The sequence below is a fragment of the Streptomyces sp. NPDC001056 genome (assembly GCF_053598955.1).
On sequence record NZ_JBSFLI010000052.1, the window covers coordinates 17,947 to 36,208 of the forward strand.

At 73.1% G+C, this 18,262-nt stretch carries 12 protein-coding genes and 1 pseudogene; 10 read left to right on the plus strand and 3 right to left on the minus strand.

The window, feature by feature from the left end:
• Window positions 1-22: 22 nt before the first annotated feature.
• Window positions 23-481: a hypothetical protein gene (locus tag ACWDD7_RS35210; RefSeq protein ID WP_392217085.1), complete on the plus strand. Its 459-nt coding sequence runs from the start codon at window positions 23-25 to the stop codon at window positions 479-481.
• Window positions 482-732: 251 nt separating this feature from the next.
• Window positions 733-1,070, plus strand: a pseudogene (locus ACWDD7_RS35215) (chitinase); the annotation flags it as partial.
• Here the strand turns inward: ACWDD7_RS35215 and ACWDD7_RS35220 are convergent.
• Both ACWDD7_RS35220 and gabT read right to left on the minus strand, forming a co-directional pair.
• Window positions 1,009-1,674, minus strand: coding sequence for a phosphatase PAP2 family protein (locus tag ACWDD7_RS35220; RefSeq protein ID WP_450460397.1), 666 nt, complete (start codon window positions 1,672-1,674; stop codon window positions 1,009-1,011). The pseudogene ACWDD7_RS35215 and the gene ACWDD7_RS35220 sit on opposite strands and share 62 nt — an antisense overlap.
• A 504-nt stretch (window positions 1,675-2,178) precedes the next feature.
• On the minus strand, window positions 2,179-3,513 hold the full coding sequence (gene gabT, locus ACWDD7_RS35225; protein ID WP_351875705.1) for a 4-aminobutyrate--2-oxoglutarate transaminase: 1,335 nt from the start codon (window positions 3,511-3,513) through the stop codon (window positions 2,179-2,181).
• A gap of 246 nt (window positions 3,514-3,759) precedes the next feature.
• On the opposite strand from gabT, the gene ACWDD7_RS35230 reads away from it, so the two are divergent.
• The 5 genes from ACWDD7_RS35230 to ACWDD7_RS35250 all read left to right on the plus strand — a co-directional run bounded on the left by ACWDD7_RS35230 (window position 3,760) and on the right by ACWDD7_RS35250 (window position 14,658).
• On the plus strand, window positions 3,760-6,171 hold the full coding sequence (locus ACWDD7_RS35230; protein WP_450460398.1) for an ATP/GTP-binding protein: 2,412 nt from the start codon (window positions 3,760-3,762) through the stop codon (window positions 6,169-6,171).
• A gap of 93 nt (window positions 6,172-6,264) precedes the next feature.
• On the plus strand, window positions 6,265-7,857 hold the full coding sequence (locus tag ACWDD7_RS35235; RefSeq protein WP_351875700.1) for a PucR family transcriptional regulator: 1,593 nt from the start codon (window positions 6,265-6,267) through the stop codon (window positions 7,855-7,857).
• 170 nt (window positions 7,858-8,027) lie between these two features.
• Window positions 8,028-9,473, plus strand: coding sequence for an aldehyde dehydrogenase family protein (locus ACWDD7_RS35240; RefSeq protein WP_392217092.1), 1,446 nt, complete (start codon window positions 8,028-8,030; stop codon window positions 9,471-9,473).
• Window positions 9,474-10,026: 553 nt separating this feature from the next.
• Window positions 10,027-12,558 (plus strand): AAA family ATPase, encoded by a 2,532-nt coding sequence (locus tag ACWDD7_RS35245; protein WP_450460399.1) that lies wholly within the window; start codon window positions 10,027-10,029, stop codon window positions 12,556-12,558.
• A 162-nt stretch (window positions 12,559-12,720) separates the two neighbouring features.
• Window positions 12,721-14,658, plus strand: a complete 1,938-nt coding sequence (locus ACWDD7_RS35250) for an acyl-CoA dehydrogenase family protein (RefSeq protein ID WP_450460400.1) — start codon at window positions 12,721-12,723, stop codon at window positions 14,656-14,658.
• Here the strand turns inward: ACWDD7_RS35250 and ACWDD7_RS35255 are convergent.
• On the minus strand, window positions 14,655-15,113 hold the full coding sequence (locus ACWDD7_RS35255) for a lamin tail domain-containing protein (protein WP_450460401.1): 459 nt from the start codon (window positions 15,111-15,113) through the stop codon (window positions 14,655-14,657). The two genes, ACWDD7_RS35250 and ACWDD7_RS35255, sit on opposite strands and share 4 nt — an antisense overlap.
• Window positions 15,114-15,287: 174 nt before the next feature.
• Between ACWDD7_RS35255 and dxr the strand changes: the two genes are divergently transcribed.
• From dxr to ACWDD7_RS35270, 3 genes are all read left to right on the plus strand, one after another.
• A complete protein-coding gene (dxr, locus tag ACWDD7_RS35260) occupies window positions 15,288-16,559 on the plus strand; it encodes a 1-deoxy-D-xylulose-5-phosphate reductoisomerase (RefSeq protein ID WP_351880915.1) in 1,272 nt (423 codons plus the stop codon).
• The gene (locus tag ACWDD7_RS35265; protein ID WP_351880918.1) at window positions 16,556-17,857 is read left to right on the plus strand and encodes a M50 family metallopeptidase; all 1,302 of its coding nucleotides are present in this window, start codon (window positions 16,556-16,558) and stop codon (window positions 17,855-17,857) included. The genes dxr and ACWDD7_RS35265 overlap by 4 nt, the downstream gene beginning before the upstream one ends.
• A 193-nt stretch (window positions 17,858-18,050) precedes the next feature.
• Window positions 18,051-18,262, plus strand: a 212-nt coding sequence (locus ACWDD7_RS35270; protein WP_450460402.1) for a flavodoxin-dependent (E)-4-hydroxy-3-methylbut-2-enyl-diphosphate synthase, incomplete at its 3' end; no start/stop codon positions are given.

Here is an 18,262-nt window from a genome sequence, read left to right on the forward strand (position 1 = left end):
GAGGAGCGCGGGAGGCCTTTCGATGAGCGGGACGAAGACGGCGGTGGAGTGGCTGGCGTCGGTGGCACCGGACCCCGAAGGCTGCCGCCGGGAGTGGGAGCGCAGTACGCACGGGGTCGCGCTGCTGCCCGCGGGGCGGGCCTGGGACGTGCTGATCCTGCCGGGCCACCTGGGGCATCCGACGCTGGGGGTGCTGACCCGTGTGCTCGGCCGGCCCGGCCCGGTGCTCGCCGACGTCGGCGACAACCGGGTCGGGTTCCTCGTGCCGCCGGGCACCGCGGACCGCTGGCTCGGCACCGGCGTCCGCACCGCGGGCGCCGGCACCTGGATCGTCGTACCGCATCCGGGCCGGGCGGCCCGGGGGGTGCGCTGGCTGGTGCCGCCGGACGGCTCGGGCACGCTGACCGACGCGGCACTGCTGGAACTCGCGATGCACGAGGCGGCGGCGCGCTTGGTGCTGGGGGCCGGGGAGGACGGATAGCGCCGTATGCCTTGACACCGTGATCGGTCTGGACCGAATCGAGTGCCGCTCCACCCTCCAACTCCCCGTTGCCCGGTAGCCCTTGTGGACCGCGCCAACCCCCTGCTCGCCCTCCTGGCGGCCACGGTCCTCGCCGCCCGGCCTCACCGCGCTGCGGAAGTCCGTCACTCCGGGCCACACCGGCGGTAGCGACGACGCCCAGTGCGCGCAGACGGCGAGCGTCCAACCCGCCTCCTCGTACACGCTGACCCCCGCGCTGCGGCGCCTGCCTCCCGGTGATCCACGCCCTGCGCGACGACCTCACCCTGCTGCACGTCCAGGACGACGACTCCGGCCCGATCATGGGCCTGGACAACCAATACCACTCCGCGGGCGGCGCCGACTTCCACATCGCGATGACCGACATGCTCCTGACCGGCTTCCCGGTCGCGGGCGACCCGGACCACGTCTTCCCGCCGCTGCGCCCCGGCCAGGTGGCGATCGCCACGGCACCTGGCCGGACCCGCGCGGCCTGATGACCTGGTCGATCAACTGGGACCGTTGTTCGGACTGGGAGTTCCGGAAGACGTTCGACGGCTGCTTCGGCTGAACCCGGGCAGCGCGCTGAGCGCGGTCAGCAGGACCGCGCTGAGGCACCAGCTGGCCAGCACGTCCAGCGGCCAGTGGTAGCCGTGCCGGACCAGGCCGTAGGACACGCCGAGGACCAGGGCCGCGCAGAGCGCGAGGGCGGTGCGGCGGGCGGCGGGGGAGCGGAGCCAGGGCAGCAGGAGGAGGGTCGCGGAGCCGTAGGCGACGGCGGCCGTCGCCGTGTGCCCGGAGGGGAAGTAGCCGACGGCCGGGGGCACCACGGGGGTTCCCGGCCGGGCCGTCCAGTCCTTCAGCGGGACCACCAGCGCCGGCAGCAGCGCCATCAGGACGGCGGCCGCGACGGGCGGCAGCCACCAGCGGGCGTGCCCGGCGCCGCGGCCGCGCCACAGGGCGTGGGCGACGGCGAGGGCGAGAACCGGGACGGCGACCTGGATGTCGCCCAGGTCGGAGAGGACTTGCGAGAACTCGTCCGGGTGGACGAGGTCCCGGCTGAGGCGGGCGTCCGCGCGCAGCAGCGGGCCGTGGCCGACGACCTGCCAGGTCAGCAGGAGGAAGAGGACGGCCGGGACGCCGAGGAGGAGGGCGCGGCGGGCGGGGTTCGACACGGGTGCCAGCTTGGCAGGCGGGTGCCGGACGGAACGTACCGGGGCCGCGTCGGGCCGCTCACGGGGATTCGGGGAATGTCCGGGGCCGCGTCCGGAGATTTCCGGGGCCTGATGCCAGGGTGCTCGGGGTCCGGGTGCTCGGGGTCCGGGTGCGCTGGTCCGGTGCCCAGAGGAAGGAGGTCGGCCGCCCCGGAACAGGGGGGTGGTCACGGGGCGGCCGTCCGGACCGGAACGTCGCACGCCCCGGGGGGTTTGGGGCGGCGACCGTCCGATCGGTGAGGAGATCCCGGCGTCGGGCGCCGGTCTTGTGCGCGAAGGCACGACCAGGTCGAAGCTGGGGAGGCCCCGGCCTGAGGTCGTCCACGGTCCCCCGTGGACGGGGTGTATCTCTCATCTGGGAAGCAACCTACGGCAGGCCGGGGCGCTTGGGCAGACGGATTCCCGTCCCGTCATGCACCCCGCACACCTTCTTCACACGGCCTGCCGCAGCCGGATTCCGGTGCCTCAGATGCGGGCCAGCGCCTGCTCGACGACGTCGAGGCCCTCGTTGAGCAGGTCCTCGCCGATGACCAGCGGGGGCAGGAAGCGGACCACGTTGCCGTAGGTGCCACAGGTCAGGATGAGCACGCCCTCGGCGTGGCAGGCCTTGGCCAGCGCGGCGGTGGCCTCCGGGTTCGGCTCCTTGGTGGTGCGGTCCTTGACCAGCTCGATGGCGATCATCGCGCCACGGCCACGCACATCGCCGATGATGTCGAACTTCTCGGCCATCGCGGCGAGGCGGCCCTTCATGACCTCCTCGATGCGCTTGGCCTTGCCGTTGAGGTCCTGCTCCTTCATGGTCTCGATGGCGCCGATCGCGGCGGCGCAGGCGACGGGGTTGCCGCCGTACGTACCACCGAGGCCACCGGCGTGCGCGGCGTCCATGATCTCGGCGCGGCCGGTCACGGCGGCGAGCGGGAGACCGCCGGCGATGCCCTTGGCGGTGGTGATCAGGTCCGGGACGATGCCCTCGTCCTCACAGGCGAACCACTGGCCGGTCCGGCAGAAGCCGGACTGGATCTCGTCGGCGACGAACACGATCCCGTTGTCGGCGGCGAACTGGCGGATGGCCGGCAGGAAGCCCTTGGCCGGCTCGATGAAGCCGCCCTCGCCGAGGACCGGCTCGATGATGATCGCGGCGACGTTGTCCGGGCCGACCTGCTTGGTGATCTGCTCGATGGCCTGCTGGGCGGCCTCGGCACCGGCGTTCTCCGGGCCGGTCGGCCAGCGGTAGCCGTAGGCGACCGGGACGCGGTAGACCTCGGGCGCGAACGGGCCGAAGCCGTGCTTGTACGGCATGTTCTTCGCCGTCAGCGCCATGGTGAGGTTGGTGCGCCCGTGGTACCCGTGGTCGAACACGACCACGGCCTGCCGCTTGGTGTAGGCACGCGCGATCTTGACGGCGTTCTCGACGGCCTCGGCGCCGGAGTTGAACAGCGCGGACTTCTTGGCGTGGTCACCCGGCGTCAGCTCGGCCAGCGCCTCGGCGACGGCCACGTAGCCCTCGTACGGGGTGACCATGAAACAGGTGTGGGTGAAGTCCGCGAGCTGGGCGGAGGCGCGGCGGACGACGGCCTCGGCGGAGGCGCCGACGCTGGTCACGGCGATGCCGGAGCCGAAGTCGATCAGGCTGTTGCCGTCCACGTCCTCGATGACACCGCCGCCGGCGCGCGTGACGAAGACCGGCAGCGTGGAGCCCACGCCCTGGGCGACCACGGCGGTACGGCGGGCCTGCAGCTCCTGCGACTTCGGGCCGGGGATGGCGGTGACGACGCGGCGCTCCTGCGGAAGTGCGGTCATGCGGGGCTCCTGGGGGTATTACGGACGCTTGCCTTCTTTTCTCGCAGGCTAGGACGGGTACGGGGAGGTGGGCATGCTCCATGTGGGCGTTGTCCGGGGCCGCGGTTGTCCGCGGTGGCCATACCGAGCCTACGACCGCGAGCGGCCTCTGGGCCCCCTCCGGCGCCGCAACCGCCGAACTCCCCTCCGCAGGCACTAAATTACTCGCTGACGGTGGACGGAACGGCTGGTCAGGGGGCAGGGCGGATGCAGAGCGACGAAACCCACAACACACCCAAAACCCACCCGGACCCGGTCCCCCGTCCGACCCGCCCACCAGAGCCCCCGGCCGCACCACCGAGGCCGACGGCACCGCCCGGTGCCCCGCATTCCTCCTACGCGTCGCAGCCCCCTCATTCCCGTTCCCCGGTCGCCGACTGGCTCGACGAGGCACGCCCGGCCGCGGAGCCGGGTATCTGGCGCTTCGGCTACCGTCAGCCCAAGCCCACGCGCCCGGAGCAGCGCCTGGCGCCCGTCACCATCGTCGGCTTCTTCGTTCCCCTGGCGGCGGGGCTTCTCGTGTGGTCGCTCTGGCGGCACGGCAGCATCCCCTACCAGTGGGCGGCCCTGAAACTGCTCACCCCGGACGGCTGGTGGTGGACGGGGACCACGTCACCGAAGGGATACCAGGGTGCCGAGGCCATGACGGTCGCCGACGGCGTGTTCTTCGCGATCCTGGTGTACGCCATGGCGCGCTTGGGGAGCTGGCGCGACATCATCCGGCACGTCGTCACGCGTCGGCCGCAGCCCGCTCGTGCCCTCATCGCGGCTCTGGGTGCCCTGGTCGCGCTGGCCTTCGTCTTCCCCAAGGCCTTCGGTGTCGGATGGGACCCTCTGCCCGTCCAGGATCCGTTGTTCTCCCTCGTCGTTCTCATCACGGGCAGCTACGAGGTCTTCGCGTCGGTGCTGCTCACCGACGGGCTGTACGCGTTGATCACCTTGCTGGTGCTATGGCCGTTCGCCCGGATCGGCGGCTGGTGGTCGTTCGCCAGGCAGAAGATCGCCGAGCGCGAGCGGGGGAAGGCCGCGGGGCCCGTGGAACCGGCCGCGGCACGGCGGCCGTCGCAGTGGCCCGAGCTGCGGGAGGCCGGTCAGCATCAGGCCGCCGAACTGCTCACCGCAGAGGTGCACAGCGGCCGGATGAACGACGTGGACTGTGCCAGGGTCGGCCACATGTGGACCACGTCGCGGGCACGGGCACGGCTGTCGTCCTTCACTGACACGGTGCTGCGCGAGGCCGGCGCCGCCTGGACCCACCCCTCCGGCGCTCGCGACCTGCCGACCCGGGTCGCCCGGCACGATCTGCTCGCCGGCCAGGTGCGCCTTGGGCAGTGGGTGCCGGGTGATCGCACCCCGCTCTCCTACGGCGGCGCGGGCGCGGCCCTCGCACCGGACACCCTGGGCACCTCGCTGCTGGCCGTCGGCCCGTCCGGTTCCGGCAAGACCCACCATCTGATCCGGCCGGTCGTCGAGTCGCTCGGCCTGCAGGCGCTTGCCGGGCAGTGCGCCGTCGTCTCCGTCTGCCCGGCCGGCGCCCCGCTCGGTCCCGACCACGCCTTCGACGTGGTCGTACGGCTCGGCGACCCCGCGTCGGTGCACGATCTCGACCCGTACGCGGAATCCGACGACCCGGACGAGGCGGCCGCCTTCCTGGCGGAGGGGCTGGCCGGCGACCTGGACACGGTGAGCGGGCAGCGGGCCGTCACTGCGCTCGCCCAGCTCCTCGGCCCGTACCGGGCCGCGTATGGACGCTTTCCGACCCTGCTTGAGCTGCGGGAACTGCTGGAGGGGGACCCCTTGGCCCTGGGTGCGCTGCGGGCGGCGCTCGCGGCGGACGAGCACACGGTGATGCGCCGTGAGCTCGATGCCCGCGTCCGGCAGGCGGGCAGCGCGGGTGACCCGGGCCCGGTCCTGGCCGACCGGCTCGCGCTGCTGGTCCGGCCGGCGTTCGCGGAGTTCTTCGGCGCGGACGGAGCGGGTGCCCGGCCGTTCTCGTTGCGTGCCCTCGCCCACCATCCGCTCCGGGTCCGCATCGACCTGCCGAACCGTGGACATGAGGAGGCCTCCCGGATTGTCACCCGACTGGTGCTCGCCCAGTTCGGTGCCGTGGCGATGACAGGCGAGCGCAATCATTTCGCCTGCCTCGTCCTGGATGACGCCACGGGCGCGGTGACGGCTGAGTCGGTCCGTCGTATCCAGCGTCTGCGCTCCCGCAATGCGGGTGTGGTGCTCGCTCTGCGCACCGTCGGGGACGTCCCGGAGGCGCTGCACGGGCCGCTGTACGCGGCGGCCGGCTGCCGGATGGCCTTCTCAGGGGTCACCACGTGGGACGGCAGCCGGTTCGCGGAGGCCTGGGGCACGCAGTGGGTGGAAACCCGGGACGTGGCCCGGCACACCGTGTTCGCGGATCAACCGATGACCCGCGCCATCCATGCCCTGCGCAAACTGGTGACCGGCAAGGCGGTGACCACAGAGGCCGTCACCGTCCGCCAAGTCGAACGCGAACGCTGGTCCGCCTCCGAGTTGGCGCACGCTGTGCCGGCCGGGCACGCCGTGTTGTCGTTGACCAGTGTGCGGGGGGAGCACGCGCCGCCGTTGTTGGTGGATCTGAGGGGGTGAAGGAGCCAGCGGGGGATCGTACGGTGAGGCAGAATTGGGGCAGGCCGTTGGTACGTGACGGCCAAGACAGATCTCCGTCACCGTGAAGGCCCCATGCCCCCGACGCTCGCCTCGCTCGTCCACCACTCGGCGCTGAAGCTGACCGTCCGCGCCGGTGAGGGCCGTCTCGACGTGCCCGTCCGCTGGGCGCACGTCAGCGAGCTGGCCGACCCCGTGCCGTACATGGAGGGCGGCGAGCTGCTCCTGATCACCGCGCTCAAGCTGGACGCGGAGGACCCGGAGGCCATGCGGCGGTACGTGCGACGGCTCGAAGGCGCCGGCGTCGTCGGGCTCGGGTTCGCCGTCGGGGTGAATTACGAGGAGATCCCCAAGGCCCTCGTCGACGCCTGCGAAGAAGCGGCGCTGCCGCTGCTCGAGGTCCCCCGCCGCACCCCCTTCCTCGCCATCAGCAAGGCGGTCTCCGCTGCCATCGCGGCCGACCAGTACCGCGCCGTCACCGCCGGCTTCGCCGCCCAGCGCGAGCTGACCAAGCAGGCCCTGAACGCCGGCCCCGAGGGCCTGCTCACCGCGCTCGCCGCCCAGGTCGACGGATGGGCCGCGCTGTACGACGCCTCGGGCACCGTCGTCGCCGCGGCCCCCGAGTGGGCCGGCCGCCGCGCCGCCCGGCTCACCGCCGACGTGGAGCGGCTCAGGGAGCGACCCGCCCCCGCCTCCTCCGTGGTCGGCGGCCCCGAGCACGAGGACCGCGTCGAACTGCACTCCCTCGGCACCGGCCGCCGCCCCCGCGCCGCCCTCGCCGTCGGCACCGCGGCCGCCCTCGGCACCGCCGAGCGGTACGCCGTGCATTCCGCCATCGCCCTGCTCACCCTCACCACCGAGCGCTCCCGGTCCCTGCACGCCGCCGAACAGCGCATCGGCACCGCCGTCCTGCGCATGCTGCTCGCCGGCGAGCCCGACCACGCCCGCGCCGTCGCCGGGGACCTGTACGGCGGACTGCTGGACGCGCCGTTCCGGATGATCGTCGCCGAGTCGGTCCCCGGACCACGGGGAGCGGCCACCGGCGACCGGCTCGGCGCCCTCACGGAGACCGTCGAGGCCGCCGCCGCCCGCTCCGGCGAGGCCGTACTGGTGGTGCCCGAGGGCGAGCGACTGGTCGTACTGGCCGCGGACGGCGGCGCCGCGGTCACCGCCTGCGTCGGCTGGGCGACCGAGCTGGGGGCGGCGCGGGCGCTGCCCGAGCACCCGGCCACCGAGGACGACGAAATCGTCGTGGGACTGTCCGCGCCCGCCGGGCCGATCGCCGCCGCGGCCGCCTACAAGCAGGCCGAGCAGTCGCTCTCGGTGGCCCGGCGCCGTGGGCGGGTGCTGGTCGAGCACGAGCAGCTGGCCGCCGGGTCCGTGCTGCCGCTGCTCGCCGACGACGCGGTGAAGGCGTTCGCCGACGGGCTGCTGCGGGCCCTGTACGAGCACGACGCCACCGGCCGCGGCGACCTGGTCGCCTCGCTGCGGGCCTGGCTCTCCCGGCACGGGCAGTGGGACGCCGCCGCCGCCGACCTGGGCGTGCACCGGCACACGCTGCGTTACCGGATGCGCCGGGTCGAGGAGATCCTCGGGCGTTCGCTGGACGACGCGGACGTCCGCATGGAGCTGTGGCTCGCGCTGAAGGCCACCTCCGCCGACCAGTAGTCCGGGCGGCACGCGGGGCAGGAGCCCGACCGGCGAGGCAGTAGTCCAATCAGTAGTGCCCGGGGCGGCTACTGCTACGGCACGGACAAGCGCCCCCCGGCCCCCGCCGCCCTACCGTGGAGCACGAAAGCCAAGGACGCCCCCAAACGCGGAAAGGCCGGGAATCGCACATGACTTCCACCCATGCCTTCTGGCTCGCCGGCCGCCAGGCCACCGGCGACGAAACCTTCGACGTCGCCTCGTCGTGGGACGGCCGGCTCGTCGGCACCGTCAGCGTGCCGACCGACGCCCAGGTCGAAGAGGCCGTGGCCGCCGCGTACGCCGCCCGGGACGAGTTCGCCGCCACCCCGGCGCACGTGCGGGCCGCCGCCCTCGACCACGTGGCCAAGCGCCTGATCGAGCGCACCGAGGAGATCGGCCGTCTGATCTCCGCCGAGAACGGCAAGCCCATCAAGTGGGCCCGTGGCGAGGTCGGCCGCGCCGCCTCGGTGTTCCGCTGGGCCGCGGAGGAGGCCCGCCGGTTCAACGGCGGCGAGGCCCAGCGCCTCGACACCGACGGCGGCGGCGAGGGCCGCCTCGCACTCGTCCGCCGCTTCCCGCGGGGCGTCGTGCTCGGCATCGCGCCGTTCAACTTCCCGCTGAACCTGTGCGCCCACAAGGTCGCCCCGGCGATCGCGGCCGGCGCCCCGATCATCCTCAAGCCGGCCCCGGCCACCCCGCTGTCCGGTCTGGTCATCGGCGAGCTGCTCGCCGAGACCGACCTGCCGGCCGGCTCCTGGTCCATCCTGCCGGTCGCCAACGACAGGATGCCCGCCCTCGTCCAGGACGAGCGCCTGCCGGTCATCTCGTTCACCGGTTCCGAGAAGGTCGGCTACGCGATCATGGACTCGGTGCCGCGCAAGCACTGCACCCTGGAGCTGGGCGGCAACGGCGCGGCCGTCGTCCTCGGCGACTTCGCCTCCGACGCCGACCTGGACTGGGCCGCGAACCGCATCGCGACCTTCTCCAACTACCAGGGCGGCCAGTCCTGCATCTCCGTGCAGCGCGTGATCGTGGACGCGTCCGTGTACGACCGGCTGGTGCCGCGCATCGTGGCCGCCGTCGAGGCCCAGGTCACCGGCGACCCGAACGACGACAAGACCGACGTCGGCCCGCTGGTCAGCGAGGACGCCGCCAAGCGCGTGGAGTCCTGGGTCAAGGAGGCCGTCGAGGCCGGTGCCGCGCTGCTCACCGGCGGTGACCGCGACGGCGCCTCGTACGCGCCGACCGTGCTCACCGACCTGCCGGCGGACGTCACCCTCGCCCGCGAGGAGGTCTTCGGACCGGTCCTCAGCGTGCAGAAGGTGGACGGCGAGGCCGAGGCGTTCGCGGCGGTCAACGACTCCAAGTACGGCCTCCAGGCGGGCGTGTTCACCCACGACCTCCAGGCCGCCTTCCGCGCCCACCGCGCCCTTGAGGTCGGCGGCGTCGTGATCGGCGACGTGCCGTCCTACCGCGCCGACCAGATGCCCTACGGCGGCGCCAAGCAGTCCGGCGTCGGCCGCGAGGGCGTCCGCTCCGCGATGGAGGACTACACCTACGAGCGCGTCCTGGTCCTGACCGGCCTCGCGCTCTGATCCACCGGGGACCCGTCCGGCGGAACCGGTCCGCCGGACAGGTCCGACAGAGCTGGTCTGCCGCGGCGCGATCCCCTGGGACCCGGCCTGCCACGGACAGGTCGGAACGGAACGGTCGCAGCCCACTGTGCGGGGGCTGCGGCCGTTTCCGTCTCCAGGCGTGTCACCTGCGGAAGCGGCCGGAACGCGGCCCTGGCCCACAGACGTGCGGGAACACCGCGGGAACACGGGCCGGCACGGACGCGGCCGACTTGTTCGGGCAGGCCGTCGATGAGGCCGGTCGGCACCGGCAGCCTGCCGTACGTCGACCGGGCCTTCCCGCGACATCGTCGGCAGCCGGAGCCGCCCCCGCGACCGCGCGTTCTGCGGCGCCGCCGTCTCCGCCGATCGGACAGCTGATCTCCCTCTGGGGGCGTGTCCCCACGGGAACACGGGTCGGCGGAGCCTTCGCGACGGAAACCGTCGCAGGACGGTTTCCCCGACCCCGCGCGCCACTAGGGTGACGGTCGGTCGGGCCGGCGAACGGCGGCGGACCGGACGAGACGGGGGAGCCATGCCGGACGCGGACGACAGCGCCTCGACGCCCGACGACGCGCGGGCGACGCATCGGATCGACATCGGCGGGAGCACGAGCGGCCCCGTGATCGCGGGCAACCACAACGTGGTCGTCGACGCACAGCACGGCTCGCGGGTGACCGTCCTGGTGGGCCCCGAACGCCCTCGGCCCCGGCGCCGGCCGCGGGCCGCGGTGCTGCCCCGGAGCCTGCCGGAGCCGGTGGGCCGGGAGGGCGAGACGCAGGCGCTGGAGGCGGCCGTCCGCGCCGGGGGCCCGGTGCAGGTGTGGGGACCGCCCGGGATCGGCAAGACCACACTGTTACGGCACGCCGCGCGGCGACTGCCGCCCGGCCCGGACGGGGTGGTCTTCCTGGGCGGCGCCCACCGCGGCGTCGAGGACCTCGCCCAGGACGTCTTCGAGGCCTGCTACGAAGCTCCCGGATACGCGCCGACCCGTGCCGAGCTGCAACGGCTGATGACCGGCGTACGGGTGACGGTGTACGTCGACGACGCCGACCTGACCTCCGATCAGATGCTGGAACTGATGGACACGGCGCCCCAGGCGGTCTTCGTCTTCGCCGGCGCCGAGCGGTCGTTGTGGAGCGGGGGCACCGCGCTGGAACTGCGCGGCCTGTCGCAGGCCGCGGGACTGGAGCTGCTGGCCCGGGAGTTGGGCGGCCCGGTCCCGGAGGCGGACCACGAGACGGCCGCCGAGCTGTGGCGGGCCGCGGACGGCAGACCGCTCCCGCTGCTGTGGGCGGCCGCGGTGGCGCGGTCCGACCCGGCGGGCGGGGGCAGGCTCCCGCGCGCGGGCCAGGTCACGGCGCTGCTCCCGGCCCTGCTCGACCGGCTGGCGCAGGACGCGCCGGCGATGGGGGTGCTGCGGCTGCTGGCGACCCTCGACGGGGCCGAGGTGGCGGCCGCGCACATCGGCGCGCTGGCGGACGTGACGGAGCCCGAGGCGGTGTGCGACCGCCTGGTGCGCCTCGGACTGGCGCGGAACGGGGAGCAGGGGTACGGCTCCGTCGCCGACACGGTGCCGGTGCTGCGCCGGCGTTTTCCCGCCCCGTTCCCGGCCGAGCGGCTGTGCGACCACTTCGTCCGGTGGGCGTCCCTCCGTGAGACCACGCCACCGGAGCTGGCGGCTCAGGGCCCGGTTCTGGAGAAGGCGGCCGAGGCGGCCGAGGCGGCCGGCCGCCCGGACCTCGCGGTGGCGCTCGTACGGGCGTCGTCGCCGGGACTGGCCCGTTCGCTGCGGCTGGGCGTGTGGGGGCGGCTGCTCGGCCGCGGCTGGGCCGCGTCCCGGGCCGCGGGCGACCGGCGGGCCGAGGGGTACTTCCTGCACGAGGAGGCGGTCCGGGCCCTGCTGATCGGCCGCCGGGTCGTGTACGCCGCGCTCCTGGCCGAGGCGGCGCGGCTCGGGTACGCACTGGGCGACACCGGGGCGTCGGCACACGGCTCCGCCGGGTCGGCGCACGGCTCCGCCGGGGGCGGGGGAGCCGATGGCGGCGCGGGGGCCCACGGCGGCGCCGGAGCCCATGGGGGCGCGGGGGCCCACGGTGGCGCGGGAGTCCACGGGGGAGCAGGCGCCGGTGCCGGAGCCCATGGGGGCGCGGGGGCCCACGGTGGCGCGGGCGCCCACGCGGGTGCCGCGCCACCCCACTTCGACGTCCACCAGTACATGGGCGGAAACGGCTCCGGACCGGCCGCCCACCCCGGCGCGCCCACCGGACCCGGCATTCCGGCCCATGACGGCGGTGCTTCGTGGGGCGGCACCCCGGGTCACGACGGCGGTGGCTCGTGGGGCGGTACTCCGAGCCACGACGGCGGGGCGTCCGGTGGCGCGGCGTCCCCGTCGGGCGGCGGAGCCCACGTCGGCTCCGCGCCCGCGCACGGTGCTCTCGGCTCCGCGCCCGCGCACGGTGCTCTCGGCTCCGCGCCCGCGCACGCCGCCGCCGGTTCCTCGGGCGGCGGCGCGGCGGCAGCCACCGGGGGCACGGCAGCCGCGGGGGTCGGCATGAGCAGCGTGGTCACGGCCGTCGTCTCGCTGGTCGCCGCCGGCGCGCTCGTCGCCGGTCTGGGCTACGCCGTCAGCTCGGTCTCCTCCGGGAACGGACAGCCGGGCTCGGGGGACGCGCGCGGCGCGGGGCCGACCCCGTCGTTCTCGTTCTCCCTCCCGGCCGAGCTGACGGAGACGCCCGGCGAATCCGCCTCCGATCCCTTCGCGCGGCCGGCGGGATGCGACGAGTACTACGCGGCGAAGCAGGCCAGCGACGAGAGGGGGGCGACGATGCCGGTCACCAACCCGGCCGCCGACGAGGCGTGGGCCGCGGACAACAGCCGACTCGCCCAGGACCTGTCCGCGGCGGCCGACGTGGCGACCGACCCGGCGATCAGGTCCGCGATCCAGAAAGAGTCCTCCGACCGCGCCGCTCTGGCCACCGCGATCACCGCTGACGACCAGGCGGGCATCGACCGGTACGTGACCGCGACCGGCGACGACGGGAGCGCGATGGTCGACCTCTGCTGAGCAGGGCCGGCCCGACCCGTTCACGGCAGAACCGACCCGAACGGCCCCGCATGCCCCCGGGAGGGGTGGCGGGGCCGTCCCTTTTCCGGTACCAACGAGCCAGTAGCACCGGTCGACAGCGAACCTTCCCGGTCGTCCCTCTTCGCGGCGAGGTGATCCTCAGTGTCCGCCCCCACCAAGAACCGCAGCACCGTCACCGAGCGCGAGGCCCGCGAGGTCGCGGAGGCCGCCCGGGAGCAGGACTGGCGCAAGCCCAGCTTCGCCAAGGAACTGTTCCTCGGGCGCTTCCGGCTCGATCTCGTGCACCCGCATCCGCTGCCCGAGGAGGAGTCCGTACGGCGCGGGGAGGAGTTCCTGGCCAAGCTGCGCGCCTTCTGCGAGACGGGGATCGACTCGGCCCGCATCGAGCGCGAGGCCCGCATCCCCGACGAGGTCGTCGCGGGCCTGAAGGAGCTCGGCGCCCTCGGGATGAAGATCGACCCGAAGTACGGCGGCCTCGGTCTCAGCCAGCTGTACTACAACAAGGCGCTCGCCCTGGTCGGCTCCGTGAGCCCCGCGGTCGGCGCGCTGCTGTCCGCGCACCAGTCGATCGGCGTGCCCCAGCCGCTGAAGATGTTCGGCACCCAGGAGCAGAAGGACGCCTTCCTGCCCCGCTGCGCCCGCACCGACATCTCCGCCTTCCTGCTCACCGAGCCGGACGTCGGCTCCGATCCGGCGCGGCTCGCCACCACGGCCGTGCCCGAGGGGGACGAGTACGTCCTCGACGGGGTGAAGCTGTGGACCACCAACGGGGTCGTCGCCGACCTGCTGGTCGTCATGGCGCGGGTGCCGAAGTCCGAGGGGCACGAGGGCGGGATCACCGCGTTCGTCGTGGAGGCCACGTCCGAGGGCATCACCGTCGAGCACCGCAATGCCTTCATGGGCCTGCGCGGCATCGAGAACGGCGTGACGCGGTTCCACCGGGTGCGGGTGCCGTCCGCGCACCGGATCGGGCCCGAGGGCGCCGGTCTGAAGATCGCGCTCACCACTCTCAACACCGGCCGCCTCTCGCTGCCCGCGCTGTGCGCCGGCGCGGGCAAATGGTGTCTGAAAATCGCCCGTGAATGGTCGGCGGAGCGCGAGCAGTGGGGCAAGCCCCTCGCGCTGCACGAGGCCGTCGGCGCCAAGATCAGCTTCATCGCCGCCACCACCTTCGCCCTGGAGGCGGTGCTGGACCTGTCCTCCCAGATGGCCGACGAGGACCGCAACGACATCCGCATCGAGGCCGCCCTCGCCAAGCTCTACGGCTCCGAGATGGCCTGGAGGATGGCCGACGAACTGGTCCAGATCCGCGGTGGCCGCGGCTACGAGACGGCGGAGTCCCTGAAGGCGCGCGGCGAACGGGCCGTACCCGCCGAGCAGATGCTGCGCGACCTGCGCATCAACCGGATCTTCGAGGGCTCCACGGAGATCATGCACCTGCTGATCGCCCGGGAGGCCGTGGACGCCCATCTCTCGGTCGCCGGCGATCTCATCGACCCGGCCAAGTCCCTGTCCGACAAGGCGAAGGCGGGCGCGCACGCGGGCGTCTTCTACGCCAAGTGGCTGCCGAGGCTGCTCGCCGGACCCGGTCAACTGCCGTCTTCGTACGGCGAGTTCCGGCATGGTGTCGACCTGTCCTGCCATCTGCGCTACGTCGAGCGCGCGGCCCGCAGGCTGGCCCGCGCCACCTTCTACGGGATGTCCCGCTGGCAGGGCCGGATGGAGACCAGGCAGGGCTTCCTCGGCCGGATCGTGGACATCGGCGCGGAGCTGTTCGCGATGAGCGCGGCCTGTGTGCGCGCCGAGCGGCTGCGCACCCGCGACGAGCACGGCCGCGAGGCCTACCAGCTCGCCGACGCCTTCTGCCGCCAGGCCCGCGTCCGCGTCGAGGAACTCTTCGCACGGCTGTGGACCAACACCGACGACCTCGACCGCAAGGTGGTCAAGGGCGTCCTCGGCGGCGCCTACACCTGGCTGGAGGAGGGCATCGTCGACCCCTCCGAGGACGGCCCGTGGATCGCCGACGCGACCCCCGGACCGCCCACCGCGGACAACGCCCGCAGGCCGTACGGCGGTTAGCAGTACTTGTCGCTGGGGTCCCGCGGCGTCCAGGAGCAGGACCAGACCTTGGCGCCGCTCGCCCTGGTCAGCGTGGCCGTGTCCCTGTCGTTATTCCAGACGTAGGCGCGACGGTCCTGGTACTTGTCGGACGCGGTGTCCGAGCCGGTCCCGGTGTGGATCTTCATGTACTTCCCGGCGCCGATCTTGACGTTCGGGAAGACGTACCGGTGGTTCGAGGCGTCCTTGAGCACCCAGCCCTTGAGCGAGACCGCCGAGCCGCCGGTGTTCTTGATCTGCACCCACTCGCCGTTCAGGCTCTTGGTCGAGCGGTTGTCCGAGCCGGGGCTGTCGAACCAGACGTGGTAGATCTTCACGCCCCCGGCGGCCTGGGCCGGGGTGCCGAGCAGGGTGCCGGCGAGCAGGGCGGCGCCGGCGAGGGCGGGCAGGGCGGCGCGCGGCCGTATGGTCCGCATGGAGAGATCCCCCCAAGGATGTCGTCCGCGACGTGCGGAGGCACTGGAACGCAGAAGCGCGGAAGCGCAGACCGAAGTGCTATCACATGATCTTCACGCATCCCCCGCATTCGGACACACTCCCTCGGGGGACACCCTGTCCGGGCCGCCGGCGCGTGCGGCCACAATGGGGGGATGACCGACAGCCCTGCCCATCCGGCACCCCTCGCCGACCCCCACCTCGTCTACGACCCCCTCGCGGGCGACGGCCCCAAGGACGTGGTGGTCCTCGGCTCCACCGGATCCATCGGCACCCAGGCCATCGACCTCGTGCTGCGCAACCCCGACCGCTTCCGCGTCACCGCGCTGTCCGCCAACGGCGGCCGGGTCTCCCTCCTCGCCGAGCAGGCGCACCGGCTGCGGGTGCGCACCGTCGCGGTCGCCCGCGAGGACGTCGTGCCGGCCCTGCGCGAGGCGCTCGCCGCGGCGTACGGGCCCGGGGAGCCGCTGCCCGAGATCCTCGCCGGACCGCAGGCGGCCACCGAGCTCGCGGCCTCCGACTGCCACACCGTGCTGAACGGCATCACCGGTTCCATCGGCCTCGCGCCGACCCTCGCCGCCCTGGAGGCGGGCCGCACCCTCGCGCTCGCCAACAAGGAGTCGCTGATCGTCGGCGGCCCGCTGGTCACCGCGCTGGCCAAGCCCGGCCAGATCATCCCGGTCGACTCCGAGCACGCCGCCCTCTTCCAGGCCCTCGCCTCGGGTACCCGCGCCGATGTGCGCAAGCTGGTCGTCACCGCCTCCGGCGGCCCCTTCCGCGGCCGCACCAAGGCGGACCTGGCGGGCGTCACCGTCGAGGACGCCCTCGCCCACCCCACCTGGGCGATGGGCCCCGTGATCACGATCAACTCCGCGACCCTGGTCAACAAGGGCCTGGAGGTCATCGAGGCGCACCTGCTGTACGACATCCCGTTCGACCGCATCGAGGTGGTCGTGCACCCGCAGTCGTACGTCCACTCGATGGTCGAGTTCACCGACGGGTCGACGATCGCGCAGGCGACGCCCCCCGACATGCGGGGCCCGATCGCCATCGGACTCGGCTGGCCCGAACGGGTTCCGGACGCCGCGCCCGCCTTCGACTGGAGCAAGGCGTCCACCTGGGAGTTCTTCCCGCTGGACAACGAGGCCTTCCCCTCGGTGAATCTCGCCCGGCACGTCGGAAAGCTCGCGGGGACGGCGCCGGCGGTGTTCAATGCCGCCAACGAGGAGTGCGTCGAGGCCTTCCTGAACGGCGCGCTGCCCTTCAACGGGATCATGGAGACCGTCACCCGGGTCGTCGAGGAACACGGCACCCCGGATGCGGGAACCTCGCTCACGGTGTCGGACGTCCTCGAAGCGGAGACCTGGGCGCGGACCCGGGCCCGTGAGATCACAGCCACGACGGCGACCGCGGAGGCGCGTGCATGACGACCTTGATGTTCATCCTCGGCATAGTGGTCTTCGCGTTCGGTCTGCTCGTCTCGATCGCGTGGCACGAGCTGGGGCACCTGTCGACGGCCAAGCTCTTCGGCATCCGCGTCCCGCAGTACATGGTCGGCTTCGGCCCCACCGTGTGGTCGCGAAAGAAGGGCGACACCGAGTACGGCATCAAGGCGATCCCGCTCGGCGGCTACATCCGCATGATCGGCATGTTCCCGCCGGACAACGCCGGCCGGGTCTCCGCCCGCTCCACCTCGCCCTGGCGCGGGATGATCGAGGACGCCCGCTCGGCGGCCTACGAGGAGCTCCAGCCCGGCGACGAGACGCGCATGTTCTACACGCGCAAGCCGTGGAAGCGCGTCATCGTCATGTTCGCGGGCCCGTTCATGAACCTGGTCCTCGCGGTCGCCCTGTTCCTCACCGTGCTGATGGGCTTCGGCATCCAGAAGGAAACCACCGTCGTGGAGTCCGTCTCGCCCTGCGTCATCGCGCAGAGCCAGCACCGCGACAGCTGCAAGAAGTCCGACCCGTCGTCCCCCGCCGCGCAGGCGGGCATGAAGGCGGGCGACCGGATCGTCTCCTTCGACGGCCACGCGACCAAGGACTGGAACACCCTCTCGGACCTCATCCGGACCAGCGCCGGCAAGAGCGTCACGGTCGTCGTCGACCGCAAGGGCGAGCAGGTGACCCTGCACCCGACGATCGCCACCAACCAGGTCGCCAGGAAGGACTCCGGCGGCAACTACGTCGACGGCTACGTGAAGGCCGGCTTCCTCGGCTTCAGCCCCGCCACCGGCGTCGTCCGGCAGGACTTCGGCGAGTCGGTGACCTGGATGTCCGACCGGGTCGGCGACGCCGTCGACTCCCTCGCCGCCCTGCCCGGCAAGATCCCGGCCCTGTGGAACGCCGCGTTCGACAACGGCCCGCGCCAGCCGGACTCCCCGATGGGCATCGTCGGCGCGGCCCGCATCACCGGCGACATCGCCACCCTGGACATCCCCGCCTCCCAGCAGGTGGCGATGTTCGTGATGCTGCTCGCCGGCTTCAACCTCTCGCTGTTCCTGTTCAACATGCTCCCGCTGCTCCCGCTCGACGGCGGCCACATCGCCGGCGCACTGTGGGAGGCGCTGCGGCGCAACCTGGCCCGGGTGCTGCGCCGCCCGGACCCCGGCCCGTTCGACGTGGCCAAGCTGATGCCGGTGGCCTACGTGGTGGCCGGGATCTTCGTCTGCTTCACCGTCCTGGTGCTCATCGCGGACGTGGTCAACCCGGTGAAAATCTCCTAGCCGTCCGGCGTTCACGGCGGCCCGGGACCCTTGGGTTCCGGGCCGTTTCCCGTACCGCGCCCGGCCGCCACCCGATGAGCGGCTCTCCCGGGTGGGATGTGCCCGCGCACGCGCCGGTGCCGTAATCTCGGACCCTGGAGCCCGCCGTATCACGGGGCCGGACCTTGATCCACGACTTGGGGTTGCACAGCAGATGACTGCGATTTCTCTCGGCATGCCGTCCGTTCCGACCAAGCTCGCCGAGCGCCGCAAGAGTCGGCAGATCCAGGTCGGAAGCGTGCCGGTCGGCGGAGACGCGCCCGTCTCGGTCCAGTCGATGACGACGACCCGTACGTCGGACGTCGGCGCCACCCTCCAGCAGATCGCCGAGCTGACCGCGTCCGGCTGCCAGATCGTCCGCGTCGC

Excerpts from the sequence above, each read along its gene's own strand:
- ACWDD7_RS35245 (WP_450460399.1), top strand. The coding sequence starts at position 10,027 with ATGCCGGACGCGGACGACAGCGCCTCGACGCCCGACGACGCGCGGGCG.
- ACWDD7_RS35235 (WP_351875700.1), top strand. The coding sequence starts at position 6,265 with ATGCCCCCGACGCTCGCCTCGCTCGTCCACCACTCGGCGCTGAAGCTG.
- ACWDD7_RS35210 (WP_392217085.1), top strand. The coding sequence starts at position 23 with ATGAGCGGGACGAAGACGGCGGTGGAGTGGCTGGCGTCGGTGGCACCG.
- ACWDD7_RS35240 (WP_392217092.1), top strand. The coding sequence starts at position 8,028 with ATGACTTCCACCCATGCCTTCTGGCTCGCCGGCCGCCAGGCCACCGGC.
- ACWDD7_RS35255 (WP_450460401.1), bottom strand. The coding sequence starts at position 15,113 with ATGCGGACCATACGGCCGCGCGCCGCCCTGCCCGCCCTCGCCGGCGCC.
- gabT (WP_351875705.1), bottom strand. The coding sequence starts at position 3,513 with ATGACCGCACTTCCGCAGGAGCGCCGCGTCGTCACCGCCATCCCCGGC.
- ACWDD7_RS35230 (WP_450460398.1), top strand. The coding sequence starts at position 3,760 with ATGCAGAGCGACGAAACCCACAACACACCCAAAACCCACCCGGACCCG.
- dxr (WP_351880915.1), top strand. The coding sequence starts at position 15,288 with ATGACCGACAGCCCTGCCCATCCGGCACCCCTCGCCGACCCCCACCTC.
- ACWDD7_RS35265 (WP_351880918.1), top strand. The coding sequence starts at position 16,556 with ATGACGACCTTGATGTTCATCCTCGGCATAGTGGTCTTCGCGTTCGGT.